Genomic DNA, 19944 nt, shown 5'->3' with positions numbered 1-19944 from the left:
AATGGGGTGGACGATGGGATTTGAACCCACGACAACCGGAATCACAATCCGGGGCTCTACCAACTGAGCTACGCCCACCATAGAGGTGTTACAAACTGGCAAACAATTTCGCAGTGAGTATATCACTAAATTATTCGCCTGACGATTCTTTCCATTTCGTTCAGGTTGTTTACCTACCTGCCCGCCAATGGCGCGCCCGGCAGGATTCGAACCTGCGACCCACGGCTTAGAAGGCCGTTGCTCTATCCAGCTGAGCTACGGGCGCTCGACGAATCTTCACTTGCAAAAAAGTGGTCGGTGAGACAGGATTTGAACCTGCGACCCCTTGGACCCAAACCAAGTGCGCTACCAAGCTGCGCCACTCACCGACTGTGTAGGGGTTGTGAACTTCACTACCGCTACGGGGTGCGCATATTACCCACTCCCCCCCACCTCGTCAAACCCTTTTTTAAGTAAAATGTTCAACTGCTCGCAAACCGATCAGATCTGTGTTTTTTTGTTCGATATGGGCAGTTTTTCTACTATCCCGCCGCTATTAATACACTTTGCCCCTTCGGCGTATCCGCCATCTGGTTGTTAGTATATTGGCGGAAGTTTGCGCTGGTAGCTTCCCACGCTTTTATGAAACAATAACCTGAACTGTTATAACGATGGACTCCCACCCCTATGACTGCGCATTTAATCGATGGTAAACAGATAGCCAAACAAGTCCGCGAGGACGTGTCCGTATATGTAAGTTCGCTTAAAGAAGCGAATAAACGCCCACCGGGTCTTGCTGTGGTGCTGGTTGGCAGCGATGCCGCTTCCGAGGTGTATGTGGCTAATAAGCGGCGCGCCTGCGAAGAAGTCGGGTTTGTATCCCGTTCATTTGACTTACCTGCCGATACCTCGCAAGCGGATTTGCTTAAGCTGGTCGATGACTTAAATGAAGACCGCGAAATTGACGGCATACTGGTTCAGCTGCCCCTCCCTGCCGGTCTGAATGCCGAACAGGTGCTTGAGCGCATACATCCGCATAAAGATGTCGATGGTTTTCATCCCTACAATATCGGCCGTCTGGCGCAGCGTATCCCCGCTCTGCGTCCCTGTACGCCAAAAGGCATTATGACCATGATTGAAGCCACTAAGCGTCCCATCAAAGGACTGGATGCGGTAATCGTTGGCGCGTCCAATATCGTCGGCCGCCCCATGAGTCTGGAACTGTTATTAGCGGGCTGTACAGTGACCACCTGCCATAAGTTTACCGGTGATTTGCGTGCACATGTGAGTCGTGCCGACCTGCTGGTAGTGGCCGTAGGTAAGGCGAACTTCATTCCGGGCGACTGGATCAAACCCGGCGCTATCGTGATTGACGTGGGCATTAACCGCAGTAAGGATGGCAGCCTGGTGGGTGATGTTGAATTCGACAAAGCCCGCGACCGCGCTGGCTGGATCACGCCGGTGCCCGGCGGGGTTGGGCCGATGACCGTGGCCAGCCTGATTGAAAATACCCTGGAAGCGTATGTGAAATTCCATTCATGAGTGACCATCCAGTAATTACGGCCACCAGAAAGTGGGTGGACGATGTGGTTATTGCCCACAATTTTTGCCCGTTTGCCCGCTTTGTTCGTCAGCCCGATCGTATCCGCTATCGGGTTAGTAAAGGAACCGCCGGGGATATTCTTGAGGATCTTTTCCAGGAATGTCGAATGCTGGATAGCGACCCTGAAGTCGCCACTACGCTGATTATTCTGGACAGTGAATCCACCGCATCCTTTGCAGGCTATCTGGATATATTGGGCATGGGCGAACGATTGCTGGAGGAATGGGGTTACCGGGGGGTGTATCAGCTAGCCAGCTTTCATCCTGACTATCTGTTTGACGGTGAACCAGAAGACGCCGCCAGCCACTTCACAAACCGCTCTCCACACCCGGTGTTGCATCTGATCCGTGAAGATGACATTGAAAAAGCATTGGCGTCTTATGGTGCCCCAGAGCAGATATACGAAGACAACATGGAAGTGACAGAAGAAAAAGGCCAGGCTTACTTTAAAACGCTGTTAAAGCAGTGCAAGCACGCGCAGCGCGATTAGCGCTGCGTGGCCATTTCTGTACTACTTGTCCTCTGACTGCAGCAGGTCGTCAGCAGTCAACCGGAAAGGCGCAGCCTGGAAGTCACTCAATTCAAAAACCCAGTCGCTGATCCATTGCGGGTTATCCGGAGTGCTGATCCACAGACGGTACGCGCCCGCTTCATCGGCCTCAGCGAGATAGGCAACAACCTCACTACCCGATTTCAGTGTAATCCGCACGTTACCGAGCAGCGCCCGTTGCTCCCACTCTTCCTGAATATAAGGTGCTACCCCCGCATACCGTATATCCACGATGTCGGCCACCGATTGGGCTAATACGCCCGGGTAGGTCAGCGTCCGGTTTCGGGGTTGCTGTTGCCAGCGCCAGGGCGCGGCCATATCGTCATCATTGCGACTCAGTGTAATTTTGCGGTTGTCTGCATGCGTGATTTCTATTCCTGCCACCTCTGCAGCACCAAAAGGCAATACATCACTGATTAACCAGTCAGTGGCGGAAGACGGCAGCGGGACAGACGCATCAATCAGGTAACTGATGTCAGCCTGTTGCTCGCGCACATATTGACCCATGCCGTTGGTGGCCGTATTCCCCACTATGACTGCCCATCTTTGTTTGCCGGTCCCCAGCTCCACCAGGGTACCCTGTGCATCGGCACTGGAGAGCGGTTCAACCCCCAACCGGGGATAATACTCAGCACTGGCAGTTTTTGGCTCTACTACGCTGGTTTGCCTGAGCGTGCTGACCAGTTCCCCCAGCGCCTGACGGTTAACCGGAAACGCCTGATTGGCATCCACATGAGTGGCCATCCAGTCGCCATTGATCTGAGTTGCCGCAAACAACACACCCTGCGCGTTTGACACAGTCACTGCATTTATGGAGGAGGCCTGCGCGCTGAATTCATTCAGCCAGCGATGCTCTTCGGCCACACCGGGACTCGCGTTATCCAGGCTAAGCCAGTACGCACCGCCCACGGTCAGCACAACCAGTATCAGTAATACCGCCGTTCGAGTCATCATTCCCGTTCCTCCTTCATACTGGCCGGCGCCCGCCGCCTGAGTAACCAGGCCAGCACAAACAACAGAAATACCAGTGCCAGAGGCGCAGCGGCAATATTAATGAGTTTCAACCAGTTACCCAGGGCGTCAATATCCCGCTCTAACTGATAACGCACATCCCGTAACGCCTTCCGAATCTCCAGTCGTTGTTGCATAAAGTCGTCAATGGCAGACTGCTGCTCGTCGGTTAACACCAACGCCCCGCCCTGGGACTGTTGCGACTGCAGTTGCGCCAGTTGCTGCTCGGTGTCTGCCAGTTGCTTCTGTAATTTCTCTTCCTGCTCGCGGAAACGTGCTTCAGCCTGCATTTCTATTGCCTGTACCCGGGTAAACGGGCGGGCGAACGTACCACGGCTGCGCACGCTAATCAGTGAGTTACTGCCGGCCAGATTCTCCGTTGCATTCGTCACAAAGTCCCCATTGTTGGCAAAAGGCGTATACAAGGTTTGGCCAAAGAAACTGGATTGCTGCACCCAGAACTGCTCCACCAGCGTATCGACATCGGCAACCACAATGATATTGGCGTTGTCAGTGGTGGGGATCAGTGCTTCATCAGTATCGGCGGGGGCGGCGTCAAAAGCCGACGATAATTTACCGGTATACCGTGCAGCCAGCGGCAAGCGGGTACGCTCATCAGTCTGGCCGAGCAATAACGACGCGGGATCCGGCGTTTGCGCGTAAGTTTGCGCATCTAACAGCAATGCATTGGCAGAGGTCGTCATCAGGACTTCCTCCTGCAATTCACTGGAATCACTGAGCGTCAGCGTGCCAAATGACGCGCCGTTAATGACTTCAAGGTTAGCGGTGGTCACATCTTCGCGGTTCAGCGAGGCTTCACTCAGCCCCAGAATACCGGGGTGACGAACAATTCCTCCAGCCTGAGCACGTATTTCCAGACCCAGCTGTTCATCCAGCACCACTTTATTCTCAACCAGTTTAATTCCCCAGGCGCGCAGTAGCGAACTGTCGGAAGCATTGGCTTGCATAGCCCCCATAGCAGCAAGTGGGTCGGATTCATAGTGAGGATCGACAAATGCCAGCACCCGGCCGTCATTCATCACGAACTGGTCGATGGCATATTTCAGCGATTCGCTCAGTCCGGTGGGGTGCGCCAGCATCACCACATCGGTGTCGGCGGGTAAACTCTGAGCGTCTTCGGTCACCACCTCAACATTAAATAACTGGCTAAGCTGTTCGTAGATGACCATGGGCTGACGGTACTGACCCGTCATGGGATTCTGCCCGCCGGACACGGGCAATGATGTAACCAGCGCCAGTGTTACCGGATCGGGGTCGCTGAGCTGGTAAATCAGCTTACTGATTTCATACTCCAGAAACTGCTCTTTCTGAGGGTCAAAGAAACCAATAGTAAACTGATCATCCAGCGTATTGGTGCCAGCCAGCCCGAAGTAAACCGAATCCCCCACAGAGCCAATGGCAGCGCCGGTCAATCCAAATTGAGTAGCCTGATCTTCTGCCTCAGAAAAAGGCTCCGGGTCGACAATGTTAAGTTTAACCTTGCCCCCTGATGCCTGCTCATACTCTTCCAGCAGACTCTGCACCCGATTGGCATAATTACGCAGACCAGTCATCCCTTTCGATGCTGTGTCAGAAAAGAAAAAATACAGCGTGACGGGCTCTTCCAGTTCGTCCAGTACCGCTTTACTGCCTTCCGACAGGGAATACACGTCATTTTCGGTGAGGTCCGCACGGAACTGGCTCAGTACCTGGTTGTTCACTACCACCAGCGCCACAAACAGAATAATCAACAGCGCAAGGCTGAAAAATACAGAAAGTTTTTTCATGATGTCAGTCTGCCTTTTTCTGTTCAATAATGATCAGACTGGCGTACAACCAGACGCCAATCGCAATAACGAAGTACCCCACATCATTCATCGCCAGTACTCCTTTCGCCATCGACTCAAAATGTGACAAAAAGCTGAACGATGCCACGGTATCAATCACCGCATTGCCGGCCCACATCTGAAACGCGTCCAGCACAATGTTTGAGCCGCTGACAACAAACAGAAAACACACCACGATTGCCAGAATAAACGCCACTACCTGGTTTTTAGTGAGCGCGGACATACACATACTTATGGCAAGAAAAGCCCCTGCCATTAACCAGCTGCCCAAATAGGCAGCAATAATAATGCCGTGATCCGGCGCGCCAAGGTATGTCACCGTCAGCCATAACGGGAATGTCAGCGCCAGCGCCAGCGCGAGAACCGCCCATGCCGCCAGAAACTTACCAAGGACCGCTTCACCAATACTCACTGGCATGGTCATCAACAATTCGATAGTGCCTGACTTGCGCTCTTCTGCCCAAGTGCGCATCGCAATGGCAGGGACCAGAAACAAATACAGCCAGGGATGGAAATTGAAGAACGGCAACATATCTGCCTGTCCACGCTCAAACAGGTTGCCAATGAAGAAGGTGAAAATGCCACTTAATACCAGAAAGATCGCAATAAATACGTAGGCCACCGGGGTGGCAAAAAAGCTGCTGAATTCGCGGCGGGCAATAATCCAGATATTTCTCATCCCCGCACCTCCTGTTGCGTTGTAATCTCACGAAAGACGTCGTCAAGCCGCCCCTGCTCTACGTGCAAATCCTCCACCGGTAACCGGCGCAGCTGAATGTGCTCGGTAACCTGAGGCAAGATAGGCTGACCGGATTCAGGAAACAGCGTCACCCGGCCGGTTTTGCGATCCACCTCCATATCAGCCACGCCATCCAGCTCGGCCAGGCCGGAAATATCGGCGGCATAGCTTAACGTCAAACTGACTGACTGATAAAACCGCGAACGTTGCTGCAACGCACCGGGCGTATCATCGAACTGCAGGGCGCCCTTGGCGATAATCATCACGCGATTACACACCGCCGCCACTTCCTCAAGAATGTGAGTAGAAATAATCACGGTTTTATCTTCCGATAAGCCCTGGATGAGTTCCCGAACCTGGTGCTTTTGATTCGGGTCCAGCCCATCAGTAGGTTCATCCAGTATAAGTATTGCGGGGTCGTGAATGATAGCCTGAGCAAGCCCCACCCGCCGTTTAAAGCCTTTGGACAGGTTTTCAACAGGGCGGTTAAGCACACTGTGTAATTCCAGCCGGTCTGTCACTGCCGCCACCCGGGCTTGCTTCTCTTTACCGCGCAGTTTGCGAATGTCAGCGATAAAGTGCAGAAACTGATAAACGGTCATATCGCCATATGCTGGCGCACCTTCTGGCAGATAACCAATCTGTTGCTGAATAGCTTTACTGTGCTCGGCAACGTTCTGGCCATTAATTTCTATATTGCCTGAGGACGGCGCAAGAAAACCGGTCAGCATTTTCATCGTGGTTGACTTACCTGCGCCATTGGGGCCTAAAAAACCCACGATGTCGCCGGGCCCGATATCAAACGTCAGGTCATCAACCGCCTTGAACTGGTCGAAATATTTGGAAAGATTTTGTACTGAGATCATAAGCTTCCTAATACGATCACTGTGGTTTGTTCTGATTGTTCCTGTACATCACCAGAATCGTCGGCCGGCAGGCATCACCGGCGCAAGTAATATAGTGTCACAGGCGGAAAATTCAATCACCTGATTCAGTGGTTCAAACAAAGAAAATAATGAAATAACTGTCGGTCTATTTGGCAGCCATATCCGCGAAGCAATCACGCATTTGCCATACAACCCAAACAAATGGGACACTACCGTCAGATATCCTTAGTGTTAACCTCGCTACCATGACAGCCCACTCGTATTCGCTCAACCCCATTGGTCACATTGCCACGCCTTTTCAGCAAAAATTTGCCATTCCCCGGCAGTCAGCACTCACCAGAGCCCGGGGCTGCATCACCCTGTCTGAGGCGGTGGCCGACCCCCGGGTATTCAAGGGGATTGAGGACTATTCTCACCTGTGGCTGTTATTTATATTCCATGAAACCCTGTCCCGGGGCTGGAAGCCTGCCGTGAAAGCCCCGCGTCTGGGGGGCAACGACACCATGGGTGTGTTTGCCTCTCGCAGCACTCACCGGCCGAATGGCATCGGGATGTCAGTGGTAAAAAATGAAGGGTGGCATCAGCAGGATGACCAGTTACAACTGCTTGTCTCGGGTGTGGATCTGCTGGACGGCACTCCCATCATAGATATTAAACCCTATCTGGCTTATGCGGATGCGGTGGCTGACGCTGAAGACAAGCTGGATAGCTATGCCCCGCTGCCTGAGCGCTCGGTACGTTTTCATGACGAGGCCAGTCTGACTGCCGACACGTTGAGCCAGCAACATCCTGACTTTCGCGCGCTGCTGTGCCGTGTTTTGCAACAAGATCCCCGCCCGGCCTATCGTCAGAAACTCGCGACCGATCCCAAAGTGTACAAGGTAGTGCTTTATCACAATGACATCAGCTGGCGGGTTACCGATGGCACTGTTGAAGTGCTGAGTATTGACCCACTGAGTGAATAGCAACAGTGATTGCGCCCGCCCGAGTCATTTTCCTTTTTTTGACCGGGCGTAAGGGCTAGAATACGCAAAATTTGAAAATTGTTACAAGGAATCCACTCGCAATGCGCACGAGCAACTATTTACTGTCGACGCAAAAAGAGACCCCTGCCGAAGCTGAAGTGATCAGCCATCAATTAATGATTCGTGCTGGCATGATCCGCAAACTGGCCTCCGGTCTGTACACCTGGCTGCCTTCTGGCTTGCGGGTGCTGAATAAAGTAGCCGACATCGTGCGTGAGGAAATGAATCGTGCAGGTGCCGTAGAGGTACTCATGCCGGTGGTACAGCCTGCCGACCTGTGGCAGGAGTCCGGTCGCTGGGACGAATATGGTCCTGAATTGCTGCGCGTAAAAGACCGTCAGCAGCGGGACTTTGTGCTTGGTCCAACCCATGAAGAGGTGATCACGTCGCTGGTTCGCACTGAAGTGAACAGTTACAAGCAATTACCCCTGAATCTGTACCAGATCCAAACCAAATTCCGCGACGAGGTACGTCCCCGGTTCGGCATCATGCGCGGCCGCGAATTCACCATGAAAGATGCCTACAGCTTTCACCTTGACGATAGCTGTCTGGCGAAAACCTATGAAGTGATGTATGACACCTATTGCCGCATTTTTGAAAGAATGGGCCTGGACTACCGGGCGGTTATCGCCGACTCGGGTGCCATCGGCGGTAGTGTGTCTCACGAATTCCACGTACTTGCCGCGTCCGGCGAAGACGCCATTGCTTTCTCTGATAGCTCGGGCTATGCCGCCAATGTCGAAATGGCGCCTGCGCCGGTTGCCGACGCGCAAGTCTCTTCAGGCGCACCTGTCACTACTGCAACCAAAGACAGCAACACCAGCCTGGATGCGTTCTATTCAGCGCAGGGCAAACAAGCCAACCAGGCGCTCACCGTGACGGTTGTCAAAGGCCATAGCGACGATGACGCTGAAACCTGGGTAGCCCTGGTATTGCGGGCCGATCATACTCTCAACAGTGTTAAAGCAGAAAAGCTTGAAAGTGTGGCTGCGCCACTGACCATCGCCAGTGAAGAAAAGGCCACCCAGTTACTTGGTTGCAACCCACTCAGCGCAAACCCGCTAGAGTGCAAACTGCCTGTAGTAGCCGATTACAGTGCCGCAGCGCTGGCCGACTTTATTTGTGGCGCGGGCACCGCCGACACCTACCTGATAAACGCAAACTGGCAGGAGCAACCTGCCACTGCGGACCTGCGCAACGTTGAAGCCGGCGATGCATCACCGGATGGTGAAGGCGCACTGGAAATTAAGCGTGGTATTGAGGTAGGTCATATCTTCCAGCTTGGCGACAAATATTCTCAGGCGATGAATTGCGGCGTGCTCAGTGAAACAGGCAAACACCAGACGCTGACGATGGGCTGTTATGGCATTGGTGTGTCACGTATCGTGGCGGCGGCAATCGAGCAGAACCATGATAAATTTGGCATCATCTGGCCCGATCCTATAGCCCCCTTCAAGGTCGCTCTGATCCCAATGAATATGCATAAATCACAGCGGATCAAAGACACTGCTGAAGCTATTTATCAGCAACTCACTGATCTTGGCGTGGAAGTGCTGTTTGACGATCGTAAAGAGCGTCCAGGGGTCATGTTCAATGACATGGAGCTGATTGGCGTGCCCCACAGCATCGTGATTGGCGAAAGAAACCTGGACAACCAGCAGGTTGAGTATAAGAATCGTCGTAGTGGTGAAAAACAATTACTCGATGTTGATGCAGTAAGTGAGTTTGTTCGCGCCCTATAGCGAACCGCTCCTGCCCGCCAACAGGATGTAACGGAGGAGACATGCAGGTAACTTTTTATGGTGTCAGAGGCTCAATACCGAGCCCCGGCGCCGACTTTGTCCGCTATGGCGGCAACACTGCGTGTGTCCACGTTACCCTGAGTGATGGCACCGATATTATTCTGGATGCCGGCACCGGTATCCGGGCACTGGGCAATCAGCTGGTTAAAAAAACCACACCTATTCATTTGCTGCTCACCCATAATCACTGGGACCATATCCAGGGTTTTCCGTTTTTCGCGCCCATCTACCAGAAACAACGGGAAATTAATATTTATCCGGGCCAGACCGCCCCGGCCGAGCACGATCAAATCCTGCGTCAGATGCAGGGTACCGTATTTCCGGTTCCTGCCGCCGCGCTGACGTCCTCAATTAATTTATGTGTGCAAGCGGATGATACGCACAGCTGGACCATTGGTAGCGCCACCATCCGCCGCCTGCGACTGAATCACCCCGGCAAGGGCAGCGCCTATCTGATCACCGACAGCGGCAGCAAGCTGGCCTATATAACCGACAATGAGCTTTATCCGCCGTACAAAAAAGACACGGACTTTCTGAGCTTTGTCAGCTTTGCACAGGATGCCGATCTGGTGATCCACGATGCCCAGTATATGGTGTCTGATATGCCAGCCAAGGCAGGCTGGGGCCACAGTATCGCCGAAGAAGCGGCGAAGCTGGGCATGGCCTGCAACGCAAAACGCATGGCGTTGTACAGCCACGATCCGGAACGCACGGACGATGACATAGATGCCATGGTGGCGCACTGCTGCCACTACCTGAACGTGGCCGAGTCAAAACTGGATTTGTTCGCTGCGGCCGAAGGCCTGTCACTGACACTTTAATTATCTTACGGAGATGCCAGTACCGTGATACCTTTTCGCTCCTTGTTAGCTGTAATTTTGCTGTGCCCACCCGCAGTGGCGCAAACCGAACAGCCCCAACCGGCTTCCACACAGCAGGAAGAGCAGCAAAAAGCCCCGGGTATACTGAGTTCCCGTTTTGAAGCCGATCAGGAAGCCTTGTCCAATTTATTTTCCATTACTCAGCACCGGCAAAACTATGTGTTACCGTTTACGTTTGTTACCAATCCTAACTCTCTGGGAAACAGCGAACTGACCCCCGCCACGGTGGATAATCGGGAAGCGAAATTTCAACTTAGCGTCAAGCTGCCCCTGTATCTGCGGGAAGAAGCCGATGGTTTATATTTTGGCTTCACGCTGACTTCCTTCTGGCAGTTGTACAACAGTGAGGTTTCCAAACCGTTTCGGGAAACTAATTACGAACCCGAAATTTTTTGGCAGCAGGCTGCTGATATTACCCTGCTAGGTTATGACTTTAATGCCCTGCAGGTAGGCTTTAATCATATGTCCAACGGCCAGAGTGGCCTGCGCTCCAGAAGCTGGAACAGGTTGTTTGCGTCGGTACTCTTCAGCGATGAAGATGAGCTTTACTACCTGAAAACCTGGTACCGATTGCCCGAAGATGAAAAAGCCGATCCTATAGATCCTACCGGCGACGATAACCCGGATATTCTGGACTATTATGGCCGCGTAGAGCTCGGTTATGGTACTAAGATGGGGAACTTCAAACTGCTGGCGCTGGTGCGCAATAACCTGAACTTCGGTCACAACCGCGGCAGCATTCAGCTGAACCTCACCTACCCGCTCTCCGACCGCTACGAACTCCTGCTACAGTACTTCAACGGCTACGGTGACTCACTGATAGATTACAATCGCTCGCAGGAACGCATCGGGTTGGGTTTCCAGCTGATGTTTCTGTAGTTTCGCAGCGGTACTTACGTTATTACACCGGCAGCGCGGTATAGCTGCAAGTGAACATCCACCAGCGCAGAAATGTCACGCTGATATCCGCCCCCTATCACTGCGGCTATGGGTAATTGCTGCGCCTGGCAGGCAGCAAACACCATCTTATCCCGGGCCAGTACCCCCTGCGTGGTAATGTCCAGATGGCCTAAATCGTCGTGGGTGTGAATGTCTACCCCCGCATCATAAATGATGGCATCAGGCTGATACCGGAACGCCAGGGTCAGGGCACTGTCGAGCGTATCCAGATATTCGCTGTCTCCACTGCCCTTGGGTAAAGGCACGTCCATATCAGACACCTGTTTACGATGAGGAAAATTCTTTTCGCCGTGCAGCGACAGGGTGACGATATCCGCATCATTGCGGGCCAGCCAGGCCGTACCATCGCCTTGATGAACGTCACAATCGATGATCAGCACCCGGTCAATATCAGCATGTTGCAACATCGTTCTGGCCGCCAGATATAAATCATTAAACAGGCAAAAGCCTGACCCGAAGGTATCGAACGCGTGGTGATAGCCTCCAGTGAGGTTAAGCGCCACACCGTGCTTAAGGGCGAGTTCGGCGGTGAGACAGGTTCCCCCCACTGCCGTCATGCTGCGCGCGATAAGTTGCTCCGACCAGGGGAAACCTATCCGCCTCATGGCTTTTGTGTCCAGTGTACCGTTCAGCAGGCCATTGACATAGTTGGTGTGAAAGTACTGCTTTAGCGCGTTCTCAGTGACCGGCAACGGCGTATGAAACCACGCGTCGGGCACATTGTGGCTGGCAAGCGCATCGCGGATCCCCTGATATTTTTCAATCGGAAACCGGTGTCGTCGGGGCAAACTCAGTTGACTGTAAATAGGATGGAAAACCAGCGGGATCATGCTACCTCGTTGCAATAAGTACGGCGGCGAGTCCTCACCGCCGTTACGCATACTGGCAATAGCCGCTTATCGGGTCAAGCCATCCACGACTTTTTGCACATTTTCCGACATGCTGTTTAAAGAGGTGGAAATATCACTGCGCTGCGACAGCGCGCGGTAACGTCCGGATGACGCAACCACCCGGGCAATAATAGCTTCGACATTGCCCAGCACCACACCCTGTTCATCGGCCGCGGCATTAAGTGCTTCCACCACACTGGCTGTTTCCCGGATGTCATGAACCACAATATCCAGCGTGGCAAGCGCCGCTTCTGCTTCGGCAGCATTTGCTTCGGAAAGCTGCTTGCCCTCATCCATGGCCTGCACTGCCCCCTTCGCGTCTGCCTGGAAGCTGGTCAGAATATCATTGATCTCTTTTGTGGATTGCTGGGTTTTGGCAGCCAGTGCCCTGACCTCATCCGCCACAACGGCAAATCCGCGCCCATGTTCACCGGCGCGCGCCGCCTCAATGGCTGCGTTCAGAGCCAGTAAATTGGTTTGGTCGGCAATTTCATTAATGACGTTTACCACTTTAAGGATGTTGGCACTGCGGGTTTGTAATGCATTCACCGTGTCACTGGAGCCGGAAACTGTGGCGGCCAACTGCCGAAAGCCATCATTTGCTTTTTCAAATGTACGATAGCAGCTGTCCACGTTCCTTTCGGAGCGCTGGGTGGCGACGGCAACCTGATTGGTAATGGCGACCAGATTCTGCACAATAGCACGCAGTGAGTCTGTACTGGCATCCAGCGATTGTGAGGTTGCATGCTGATCATCCGCTCCCTCCTGAATAGCGGTACTGACTTCACCCAGTGTTGATACTGCCCGGCTCATTTCTGTTTCGGCTTGCTGTAGTTGTGTAACCGACTGATGTAGTTTAGCCTGCAGCGCCCGGGCTGAGTCAGCCAGCACCCCCAGCTCATGCTGACTCTGGTGGTGGATGGTCACGTCATACTGACTCTTTGCCAGTCCCGCAATGCCTCTGGCCACTTCCCGGGTTGGCCCAATAACCTGAGTACGCAACCGGTAGACCACATACATTACCGATAAGACAGAGAGCACCACAGAGGCCACCAAAATCCACCACAAGGTAGTACGGGTGTCGGCCCGCAGGGTAATAAATGCCGCCTGAGAGTTGTCTGCTATGGTGTTAGCAATGATGGTTAACAATTTAGCTGGTTCACGGTCAATACCGCGTACATAGCTGTCACCCACCTGAGGATCATAACCAGATGCGACAAACGCCTGAAAACCTTCACGGTATTTTTTTGCCATATGGGCATGGGCTTCAGTGAAAGCCTTAATATCAGCTCTGGCCTGCTCACTCACTGCCGGATTTGCCAGGAGTTCAGTGAATGCCTGGGTTATTTGCGCTTCGCGTTGCTTAAACCGTTTCCAGTACTTTTCCCGGTCGGCGTTATCATGGCCTCGTATCAGGACATTTTTCCATTCCTGTACCTGGGTTTTGAAGATACTGAGTACCTCATTCACATCCCGCTCGGCCTGCACCAGTGTATGCTCAAGCTCGTCTACCTGATTTAATAATGAGAATGCTTTCACAATTGATGAGGCATTCAGCAGCACAAGCAAAAATAAGCTGGCAAGCACAGGGGTCATAACCAGCTTGCTGATACTGGTGTAGTTCACAATTCCAACCTTTACGATAACGCACGAAGAAGTCAGCTATTAAAGAGCAGGTTTGTGACAGGTGCGTGACAGCACCGGTATAATCCGGTATAAGCGGGTATGTTGACACATACCCTCAGTTAAGTAAGCCTAAGCGCCTCTCTTGCTTGCGCTTAGGCACCAGAAAACGCAGGAAGACTTCGGTTAGCCTTCTATACCTTCCAGCACGATTTTGCCCACGGTGCGATTAGACTCCAGCAATTTATGGGCTTCATAAAGGTTCTGCGGGTTGAGTTTCCCCAGGTGTTGACGCAGTGTAGTCTTCAACGTGCCTGCATCGCAGAGCTTACTGATACTGGTCAGAATATCGCGCTGGGCAGTAATGTCATCGGTATTAAACAGTGAGCGGGTGTACATGAATTCCCAGTGCAGCGAAATACTTTTGCGCTTCAGCAGACTGATATCCAGCGCGCCCGGATCATCAATCAGGCCGAATTTTCCTTGTGGACGCAGAATATTCACTGCTGACTCAAAATGTTGCTGTGTATGACTTAAGCTGGCCACATAATCTGCCGGTGCCAGCCCTGCTTCCTCATACTGAGGCCCCAGCGGCTGGCTGTGATCCAGCACGTGATGAGCACCCATTTCAGTGGCCCACTCCCGGGTTACCTGTCGCGACGCTGTAGCAACCACAGTAAGGGATGTGAGTTGCCGGGCCAGCTGAATCAGCATCGAGCCCACACCACCGGCGCCGGCTATTACCAGCAACGTGCCTGGTTTGCCGTTGGTATCAGGGACCACGCCGAAGCGGTCGAACAGTAACTCCCAGGCCGTAAGACCGGTAAGGGGCAACGCCGCCGATTCTGCATCTGATAACGAGGTGGGTGCCGGCCCTACAATACGCTCGTCTACCAGCTGGTATTCGGCGTTACTGCCGGACCGGCTAATATCGCCCGCGTAAAATACCCGGTCACCTTCCTTAAAATGTGAAACCTCACTGCCAGTCGCCTGCACTACACCTACCGCGTCCCAGCCCAATACTTTAAAGCCCTGGGCATCCGGCTCGGCGGTTTTACGAATTTTAGTATCTACCGGGTTAACGGAAACCGCATCAACCTTTACCAGCAGGTCGTGACCCGCCGGGGCAGGTTTTGCCATATTTACCGCCTGAAATGCGTGAGGGGATAGCTCAGGGGACGCTTGTTTGTAACCTATCGCCAGCATGGTCACTCCTTTGTTTTCTGAATTAACAATCACTGTAGTGGGCTTCAATACTGCTGACAAGGTCAGTCAGTTTACCGGCACACGTTAAGTTTATTTGCTCGCTACCCTGGCGGCAGGGTAGTTTTACCTTACCGTTAAGCTTGGCTGCTTTCATCATGACCCAGGTAGTTTCTTTTTTACCTGGCGACGAGCCCTTAGAGGACAAAAAAAGCCTTGATTAACAAGGCTTCTTCTAACTTTAATGTCAAAGGCAGCAAATTACTTAACTGCTATCCGTTCTCCCCTACTCCCATTCAATGGTCGCAGGCGGCTTGCCGGAGATGTCATACACCACCCGTGATATGCCGTTAATTTCATTAATGATCCGGTTCGACACCCGTCCAAGGAAATCATACGGCAGGTGGGCCCAGTGGGCGGTCATGAAATCGATAGTTTCTACTGCGCGCAGTGACACAACCCAGTCATATTTACGGGCATCGCCCATAACCCCAACCGAACGCACTGGCAAGAACACGGTAAATGCCTGACTGACCTTGTGATACAGCTCGGCTTTGTGCAGTTCTTCAATAAAGATGGCATCCGCACGACGCAGCAGATCGCAGTACTCTTTCTTAATTTCTCCCAGCACGCGCACGCCCAGTCCTGGTCCCGGGAACGGATGGCGATAAAGCATGTCGTAGGGCAGCCCCAGTTCCAGGCCGATTTTCCGTACTTCGTCTTTGAACAGTTCCCGAAGCGGCTCAACCAGCCCCAGGTTCATTTCTTCTGGCAGGCCCCCCACGTTATGGTGAGACTTGATGACATGGGCCTTACCCGTCGCTGAACCTGCTGACTCAATCACATCCGGATAAATGGTGCCCTGAGCAAGCCATTTAGCATTTACCAGTTTGCCTGCTTCTTCATCGAAAACGTGCACAAATTCGTTGCCAATCACTTTACGTTTGGCTTCCGGATCTTCTACCCCCGCCAATTTGTCCAGGAAGCGATCCTCAGCATCAATTTTAATGATATTAAGACCGAAGTGGTCACCAAACATTTCCATAACCTGCTCGCCTTCATTCAGGCGCAGTAATCCGTTGTCCACGAACACACAGGTCAGGTTGGTACCGATGGCCTGATGTAACAACATGGCGGTTACCGAAGAGTCGACCCCGCCGGATAACCCCAGCACCACTTTGTCATCACCCACCTGCTCTTTAATCCGGGCCACCGCATCGTCGATGATGGCACCTGGCGTCCACAGCTTTTCACACCCGCAGATATCCATCACAAAGTGAGAAAGCACCCGCAAGCCCTGTTTGGTGTGGGTTACTTCAGGGTGGAATTGCACCCCGTAAAACTGCTTTTCTTCTTGATAGATAGCCGCATGGGGGCAGGTCGCCGTCTGCGCAATGGTTTCAAAGCCCTCAGGCACCGCGGAGACTTTATCACCATGACTCATCCAGACATCCAGCAGGGCATTACCATTGCCGCCAATGGTGTCTTCAATGTGTGTCAGCAGCGGGCTCGGCTTGATAACCTCTACCTGGGCATAGCCGAATTCACGCTTATCCGCCCCCAATACACCACCACCCAGCTGTGCGGCCATGGTCTGCATGCCATAGCAAACGCCCAACACAGGCACACCCGCTTCAAACACATAGTCCGGGGCGCGGGGTGAGCCCGGCTCTGGCACTGACTCAGGCCCGCCTGACAAGATAATGCCCTGGGGGTTAAATTCACGGATTTGTGCTTCGGTGACATCCCATGCCCACAGTTCACAGTACACGCCAATTTCCCGCACCCGGCGGGCGATAAGCTGTGTGTACTGAGAACCGAAATCCAGTATAAGAATGCGTTGATCATGTATGTTTGTGGTCATGGTATAGCCCGTAAAATGTAAAACAAAAGAGGCTGGTAAAAACCAGCCTGCTATGAGTATTAAGTTATGTGCTTAGCCCAGACGGTAGTTAGGGGCTTCTTTGGTAATGCTGACGTCATGCACATGAGATTCGCCCATTCCGGCCGAAGTGACCCGCACGAATTGTGCCTTGGTGTTCAGCTCTTCGATGGTACCACACCCGGTCAGCCCCATGGCTGACCGCAGTCCGCCCATCTGCTGATGAATAATAGTAGCGATAGGCCCTTTGTATGCCACCCGTCCTTCAATACCTTCCGGTACCAGTTTTTCGGCGTTATTGGATTCTTGGAAGTAACGGTCGGATGAACCGTGACTCTGGTTCATAGCACCCAGCGAGCCCATACCACGGTAAGACTTGTAATAACGTCCCTGGTACAACTCAACTTCACCCGGGGCTTCTTCGGTACCGGCCAGCATGCTGCCAACCATCACACAGCTGGCACCCGCCGCCAGTGCTTTAGCGATATCGCCGGAAAAACGAATGCCACCGTCGGCAATAACCGGGATGTCAGTATCCTTAAGCGCTTCCACTGCATCGGCCACTGCGGTAATTTGCGGTACGCCACAACCGGTAACAATTCGCGTGGTACAGATTGAGCCCGGACCAATACCTACCTTAACGCCATCAACGCCGGCCTCTGCCAGTGCTTTTGCGCCGGCAGCGGTGGCCACGTTGCCCGCGATAATTTGCAAATCAGGATAGGCTTTACGTACGGTTTTAACGCGGTTAATAACCCCTTCCGAATGCCCGTGCGAGGTATCGATTAACAGTACGTCCACACCGGCATCGACCAGTAGCTCAATACGCTCATCGGTACCCGGACCAACGCCAACAGCGGCGCCTACCCGTAAACGACCTAAGGAGTCTTTACAGGCGTTAGGTTTGTTTTCTGCTTTCTGGAAATCTTTTACAGTAATCAGGCCGGCCAGTTTGAATGCATCGTCCACCACCAGAATTTTCTCAATGCGGTGCTCGTGCATCATTTCCAGCACTTCTTCAGAGCTGGCGCCGGCTTTTACCGTGACCAAATCGTCTTTACCGGTCATCACACGACTGATAGGCAGCTCAAGACGCTTTTCAAAGCGCAGGTCACGGCCGGTAACAATCCCGATAAGATTGTTTTCTTCGTCAGTAACAGGGAATCCGGAATAACCCAAACGCTTGCTCAGGGAGATAACTTCCCCTATGGTGGCGTCCTGTTTTACCGTAACCGGGTCGGATACCACGCCGCTTTCGTATTTTTTCACTTCGCGAACGTGATTGGCCTGTTCTTCCGGGCGCATATTTTTGTGGATGAATCCCATGCCCCCTTCCTGGGCGAGTGCAATAGCCAGACGGGCTTCAGAGACCGTGTCCATTGAGGCAGCAACCATAGGAATATTCAGCGTAACCCCGCGGGTTAGCCGGGTTTTCAGATTGGCAGTATGGGGAAGAACCGATGAATGGCCGGGAACCAGCAAAACATCATCGAAAGTGAGAGCTTCTTGGACGATTCGGAGCATGCAACAACACCTATTCAGTTAAGGGTTAATTGCGGCGCAATTGTAGTGTTTTTTATATTTCAGGTAAACTCTATTCGCATGGATCAGGACACTTTTTTCAAATGATATCGACATCCCCAGGCTCAACACGCCAAATTCTTTCGGTCACCCGCCTTAACCGGTTGGCTCGCACTATTCTGGAAAGCGAAATTGGGCTGGTCTGGCTGTCTGCCGAAGTCTCTAATTTTGTCAGCGCCGCCTCCGGCCACTGGTACTTCACCCTGAAGGATAATAAAGCCCAGGTGCGTGCCGCGATGTTCCGCAATGCCAATCGTACGGTTCGCAATCGTCCGAAAGAGGGCGATAAGATACTAGTGCGTGCTTCGGTGGGCTTATACGAGCCCCGGGGCGACTACCAGTTAGTGGTTGAACACATGGAGAGCGACGGCGAGGGACGCCTGAAACAAGCGTTCGACGCCCTGAAAATGAAACTACATGGCGAGGGCTTGTTCGACAGCACCCGCAAGCAACCGTTACCGGAGCACATTCGCCGCATTGGTGTCATTACCTCGCCAAGCGGGGCCGCTCTGCACGACGTGTTGAGCGTCCTCGCCCGGCGCAGCCCCGCCACCGAAGTTATCGTCTATCCGTCCATGGTGCAGGGTGAGACAGCCCCGGCCCAGCTTATTAATGCCATACATACCGCCAATGCCCGCAACGAGGTCGACGTGATCCTGTTAACCCGCGGCGGGGGCTCGCTGGAAGATCTCTGGTGCTTTAATGACGAAACGCTGGCACGCACCATTGCCAATTCGTCTTTACCCATCGTCAGCGCGGTCGGCCATGAGGTGGATGTCACCATCGCCGACTTTGTGGCCGATATGCGCGCCCCTACCCCCTCGGCGGCTGCTGAGCAGTTAAGCCAGGATCTTGGCGGCGTGGTTCAGCAGCTCATGCAATACCGGCAACGGCTGATACGGGCCTGGCAACGCCATAGTGACAACGCCCGGCACACTCTGCGCAATCAGCAGCAGCGCCTGACTGTTCAGCACCCCGTCACCCGTATTCAGTATCAGTCACAAACCCTTGACCGTATGCAGGCGGCGCTGGTGCAGTCCATGCAGCGACGTATCAACCAGGCTGGTCAGCACAGTGCCGTACTGGCGTCGCGCTTACGCCAGCAGGATCCTGCGCGTATGATCCGACGCCAACAGGAACGCTGTGCAGATCTCACTCACCGTAACGCCCGTGCCATGCAGTTGCGTCTGCAACACGCTAAGGCCGGGCTCAGTCAGCAGATGCATTTACTTAACTCTGTGAGTCCGCTATCTACCCTGAGCCGTGGCTACAGCATTACGCTGCAAGACGACAAAGCCGTTACCGACGTAACGTCACTGAATAAGGGCGACACTCTGCGGACCCGGGTGAAAAACGGCGAAATTATCAGTGTGGTGAAAAGCACTGAAGCAACAAAAAACCCGTCTTCTTAGACGATTAGCGCAAGATGTTAAAGCGGGCATTGTTCCGCTGTAAAAATTACGTCACACTGCCCTATCTGG

General features: G+C 53.1%; 16 protein-coding genes and 3 tRNA genes. 7 read left to right on the top strand and 12 right to left on the bottom strand.

Features of this window, described 5'->3' with window-relative positions; genetic code table 11:
- Positions 1-2: 2 nt before the first annotated feature.
- The 3 genes from OCL06_RS14020 to OCL06_RS14010 form a co-directional block, all read right to left on the bottom strand.
- Positions 3-78 (bottom strand) — tRNA-His (locus tag OCL06_RS14020).
- A 110-nt stretch (positions 79-188) separates the two neighbouring features.
- Positions 189-265: transfer RNA gene (locus OCL06_RS14015), tRNA-Arg, on the bottom strand.
- A 26-nt stretch (positions 266-291) separates the two neighbouring features.
- Positions 292-368 (bottom strand) — tRNA-Pro (locus OCL06_RS14010).
- Positions 369-666: 298 nt separating this feature from the next.
- On the opposite strand from OCL06_RS14010, the gene folD reads away from it, so the two are divergent.
- Positions 667-1521, top strand: a complete 855-nt coding sequence (gene folD, locus OCL06_RS14005; protein WP_262995616.1) for a bifunctional methylenetetrahydrofolate dehydrogenase/methenyltetrahydrofolate cyclohydrolase FolD — start codon at positions 667-669, stop codon at positions 1519-1521.
- Positions 1518-2072 (top strand): DUF1415 domain-containing protein, encoded by a 555-nt coding sequence (locus tag OCL06_RS14000; RefSeq protein WP_262995614.1) that lies wholly within the window; start codon positions 1518-1520, stop codon positions 2070-2072. Before folD ends, OCL06_RS14000 begins: the two co-directional genes overlap by 4 nt.
- Before the next feature lie 21 nt (positions 2073-2093).
- Here OCL06_RS14000 and OCL06_RS13995 read toward each other — a convergent pair whose 3' ends face one another.
- Genes OCL06_RS13995 through OCL06_RS13980 form a run of 4 tightly spaced genes read right to left on the bottom strand, consistent with a single transcriptional unit; the run spans position 2094 to position 6595 of the window.
- Positions 2094-3086 (bottom strand): DUF4340 domain-containing protein, encoded by a 993-nt coding sequence (locus OCL06_RS13995; RefSeq protein WP_262995612.1) that lies wholly within the window; start codon positions 3084-3086, stop codon positions 2094-2096.
- Positions 3083-4930, bottom strand: a complete 1848-nt coding sequence (locus OCL06_RS13990) for a GldG family protein (RefSeq protein WP_262995611.1) — start codon at positions 4928-4930, stop codon at positions 3083-3085. The genes OCL06_RS13995 and OCL06_RS13990 overlap by 4 nt, the downstream gene beginning before the upstream one ends.
- Positions 4931-4934: 4 nt before the next feature.
- Positions 4935-5669: an ABC transporter permease subunit gene (locus tag OCL06_RS13985; protein WP_262995608.1), complete on the bottom strand. Its 735-nt coding sequence runs from the start codon at positions 5667-5669 to the stop codon at positions 4935-4937.
- Positions 5666-6595, bottom strand: coding sequence for an ABC transporter ATP-binding protein (locus OCL06_RS13980; RefSeq protein ID WP_262995606.1), 930 nt, complete (start codon positions 6593-6595; stop codon positions 5666-5668). Before OCL06_RS13980 ends, OCL06_RS13985 begins: the two co-directional genes overlap by 4 nt.
- A gap of 266 nt (positions 6596-6861) precedes the next feature.
- On the opposite strand from OCL06_RS13980, the gene tsaA reads away from it, so the two are divergent.
- From tsaA to OCL06_RS13960, 4 genes are all read left to right on the top strand, one after another.
- Positions 6862-7581: a tRNA (N6-threonylcarbamoyladenosine(37)-N6)-methyltransferase TrmO gene (gene tsaA / locus OCL06_RS13975; protein WP_262995604.1), complete on the top strand. Its 720-nt coding sequence runs from the start codon at positions 6862-6864 to the stop codon at positions 7579-7581.
- Positions 7582-7682: 101 nt separating this feature from the next.
- Complete coding sequence (locus tag OCL06_RS13970; protein ID WP_262995602.1) at positions 7683-9383, top strand: proline--tRNA ligase; 1701 nt, start codon at positions 7683-7685, stop codon at positions 9381-9383.
- Positions 9384-9424: 41 nt separating this feature from the next.
- Positions 9425-10264 carry an MBL fold metallo-hydrolase gene (locus OCL06_RS13965; protein ID WP_262995600.1) on the top strand — a complete coding sequence of 280 codons (840 nt, stop codon included), beginning with the start codon at positions 9425-9427 and terminating at the stop codon, positions 10262-10264.
- A gap of 57 nt (positions 10265-10321) precedes the next feature.
- Positions 10322-11203 (top strand): phospholipase A, encoded by an 882-nt coding sequence (locus OCL06_RS13960; protein WP_262995598.1) that lies wholly within the window; start codon positions 10322-10324, stop codon positions 11201-11203.
- A gap of 14 nt (positions 11204-11217) precedes the next feature.
- Here OCL06_RS13960 and OCL06_RS13955 read toward each other — a convergent pair whose 3' ends face one another.
- From OCL06_RS13955 to guaB, 5 genes are all read right to left on the bottom strand, one after another.
- Positions 11218-12114: a histone deacetylase family protein gene (locus OCL06_RS13955; RefSeq protein WP_262995596.1), complete on the bottom strand. Its 897-nt coding sequence runs from the start codon at positions 12112-12114 to the stop codon at positions 11218-11220.
- A gap of 66 nt (positions 12115-12180) precedes the next feature.
- On the bottom strand, positions 12181-13800 hold the full coding sequence (locus tag OCL06_RS13950; protein WP_262995594.1) for a methyl-accepting chemotaxis protein: 1620 nt from the start codon (positions 13798-13800) through the stop codon (positions 12181-12183).
- Positions 13801-13983: 183 nt separating this feature from the next.
- On the bottom strand, positions 13984-15003 hold the full coding sequence (locus OCL06_RS13945) for a zinc-binding alcohol dehydrogenase family protein (protein WP_262995794.1): 1020 nt from the start codon (positions 15001-15003) through the stop codon (positions 13984-13986).
- A gap of 283 nt (positions 15004-15286) precedes the next feature.
- Complete coding sequence (guaA, locus tag OCL06_RS13940; protein ID WP_262995593.1) at positions 15287-16864, bottom strand: glutamine-hydrolyzing GMP synthase; 1578 nt, start codon at positions 16862-16864, stop codon at positions 15287-15289.
- A gap of 72 nt (positions 16865-16936) precedes the next feature.
- A complete protein-coding gene (gene guaB, locus OCL06_RS13935) occupies positions 16937-18406 on the bottom strand; it encodes an IMP dehydrogenase (RefSeq protein WP_262995591.1) in 1470 nt (489 codons plus the stop codon).
- Positions 18407-18507: 101 nt separating this feature from the next.
- Between guaB and xseA the strand changes: the two genes are divergently transcribed.
- Positions 18508-19875, top strand: coding sequence for an exodeoxyribonuclease VII large subunit (gene xseA / locus OCL06_RS13930; protein ID WP_262995589.1), 1368 nt, complete (start codon positions 18508-18510; stop codon positions 19873-19875).
- Positions 19876-19944 lie beyond the last annotated feature (69 nt).

The organism is Alteromonas salexigens (assembly GCF_025628895.1).
Lineage (GTDB): Bacteria > Pseudomonadota > Gammaproteobacteria > Enterobacterales > Alteromonadaceae > Alteromonas > Alteromonas salexigens.
This window is presented reverse-complemented; position numbering and strand designations above follow the sequence as displayed.

Excerpts from the sequence above, each read along its gene's own strand:
- folD (WP_262995616.1), top strand. The coding sequence starts at position 667 with ATGACTGCGCATTTAATCGATGGTAAACAGATAGCCAAACAAGTCCGC.
- OCL06_RS14000 (WP_262995614.1), top strand. The coding sequence starts at position 1,518 with ATGAGTGACCATCCAGTAATTACGGCCACCAGAAAGTGGGTGGACGAT.
- OCL06_RS13995 (WP_262995612.1), bottom strand. The coding sequence starts at position 3,086 with ATGATGACTCGAACGGCGGTATTACTGATACTGGTTGTGCTGACCGTG.
- OCL06_RS13990 (WP_262995611.1), bottom strand. The coding sequence starts at position 4,930 with ATGAAAAAACTTTCTGTATTTTTCAGCCTTGCGCTGTTGATTATTCTG.
- OCL06_RS13985 (WP_262995608.1), bottom strand. The coding sequence starts at position 5,669 with ATGAGAAATATCTGGATTATTGCCCGCCGCGAATTCAGCAGCTTTTTT.
- OCL06_RS13980 (WP_262995606.1), bottom strand. The coding sequence starts at position 6,595 with ATGATCTCAGTACAAAATCTTTCCAAATATTTCGACCAGTTCAAGGCG.
- tsaA (WP_262995604.1), top strand. The coding sequence starts at position 6,862 with ATGACAGCCCACTCGTATTCGCTCAACCCCATTGGTCACATTGCCACG.
- OCL06_RS13970 (WP_262995602.1), top strand. The coding sequence starts at position 7,683 with ATGCGCACGAGCAACTATTTACTGTCGACGCAAAAAGAGACCCCTGCC.
- OCL06_RS13965 (WP_262995600.1), top strand. The coding sequence starts at position 9,425 with ATGCAGGTAACTTTTTATGGTGTCAGAGGCTCAATACCGAGCCCCGGC.
- OCL06_RS13955 (WP_262995596.1), bottom strand. The coding sequence starts at position 12,114 with ATGATCCCGCTGGTTTTCCATCCTATTTACAGTCAACTGAGTTTGCCC.
- OCL06_RS13945 (WP_262995794.1), bottom strand. The coding sequence starts at position 15,003 with ATGCTGGCGATAGGTTACAAACAAGCGTCCCCTGAGCTATCCCCTCAC.
- guaA (WP_262995593.1), bottom strand. The coding sequence starts at position 16,864 with ATGACCACAAACATACATGATCAACGCATTCTTATACTGGATTTCGGT.
- guaB (WP_262995591.1), bottom strand. The coding sequence starts at position 18,406 with ATGCTCCGAATCGTCCAAGAAGCTCTCACTTTCGATGATGTTTTGCTG.
- xseA (WP_262995589.1), top strand. The coding sequence starts at position 18,508 with ATGATATCGACATCCCCAGGCTCAACACGCCAAATTCTTTCGGTCACC.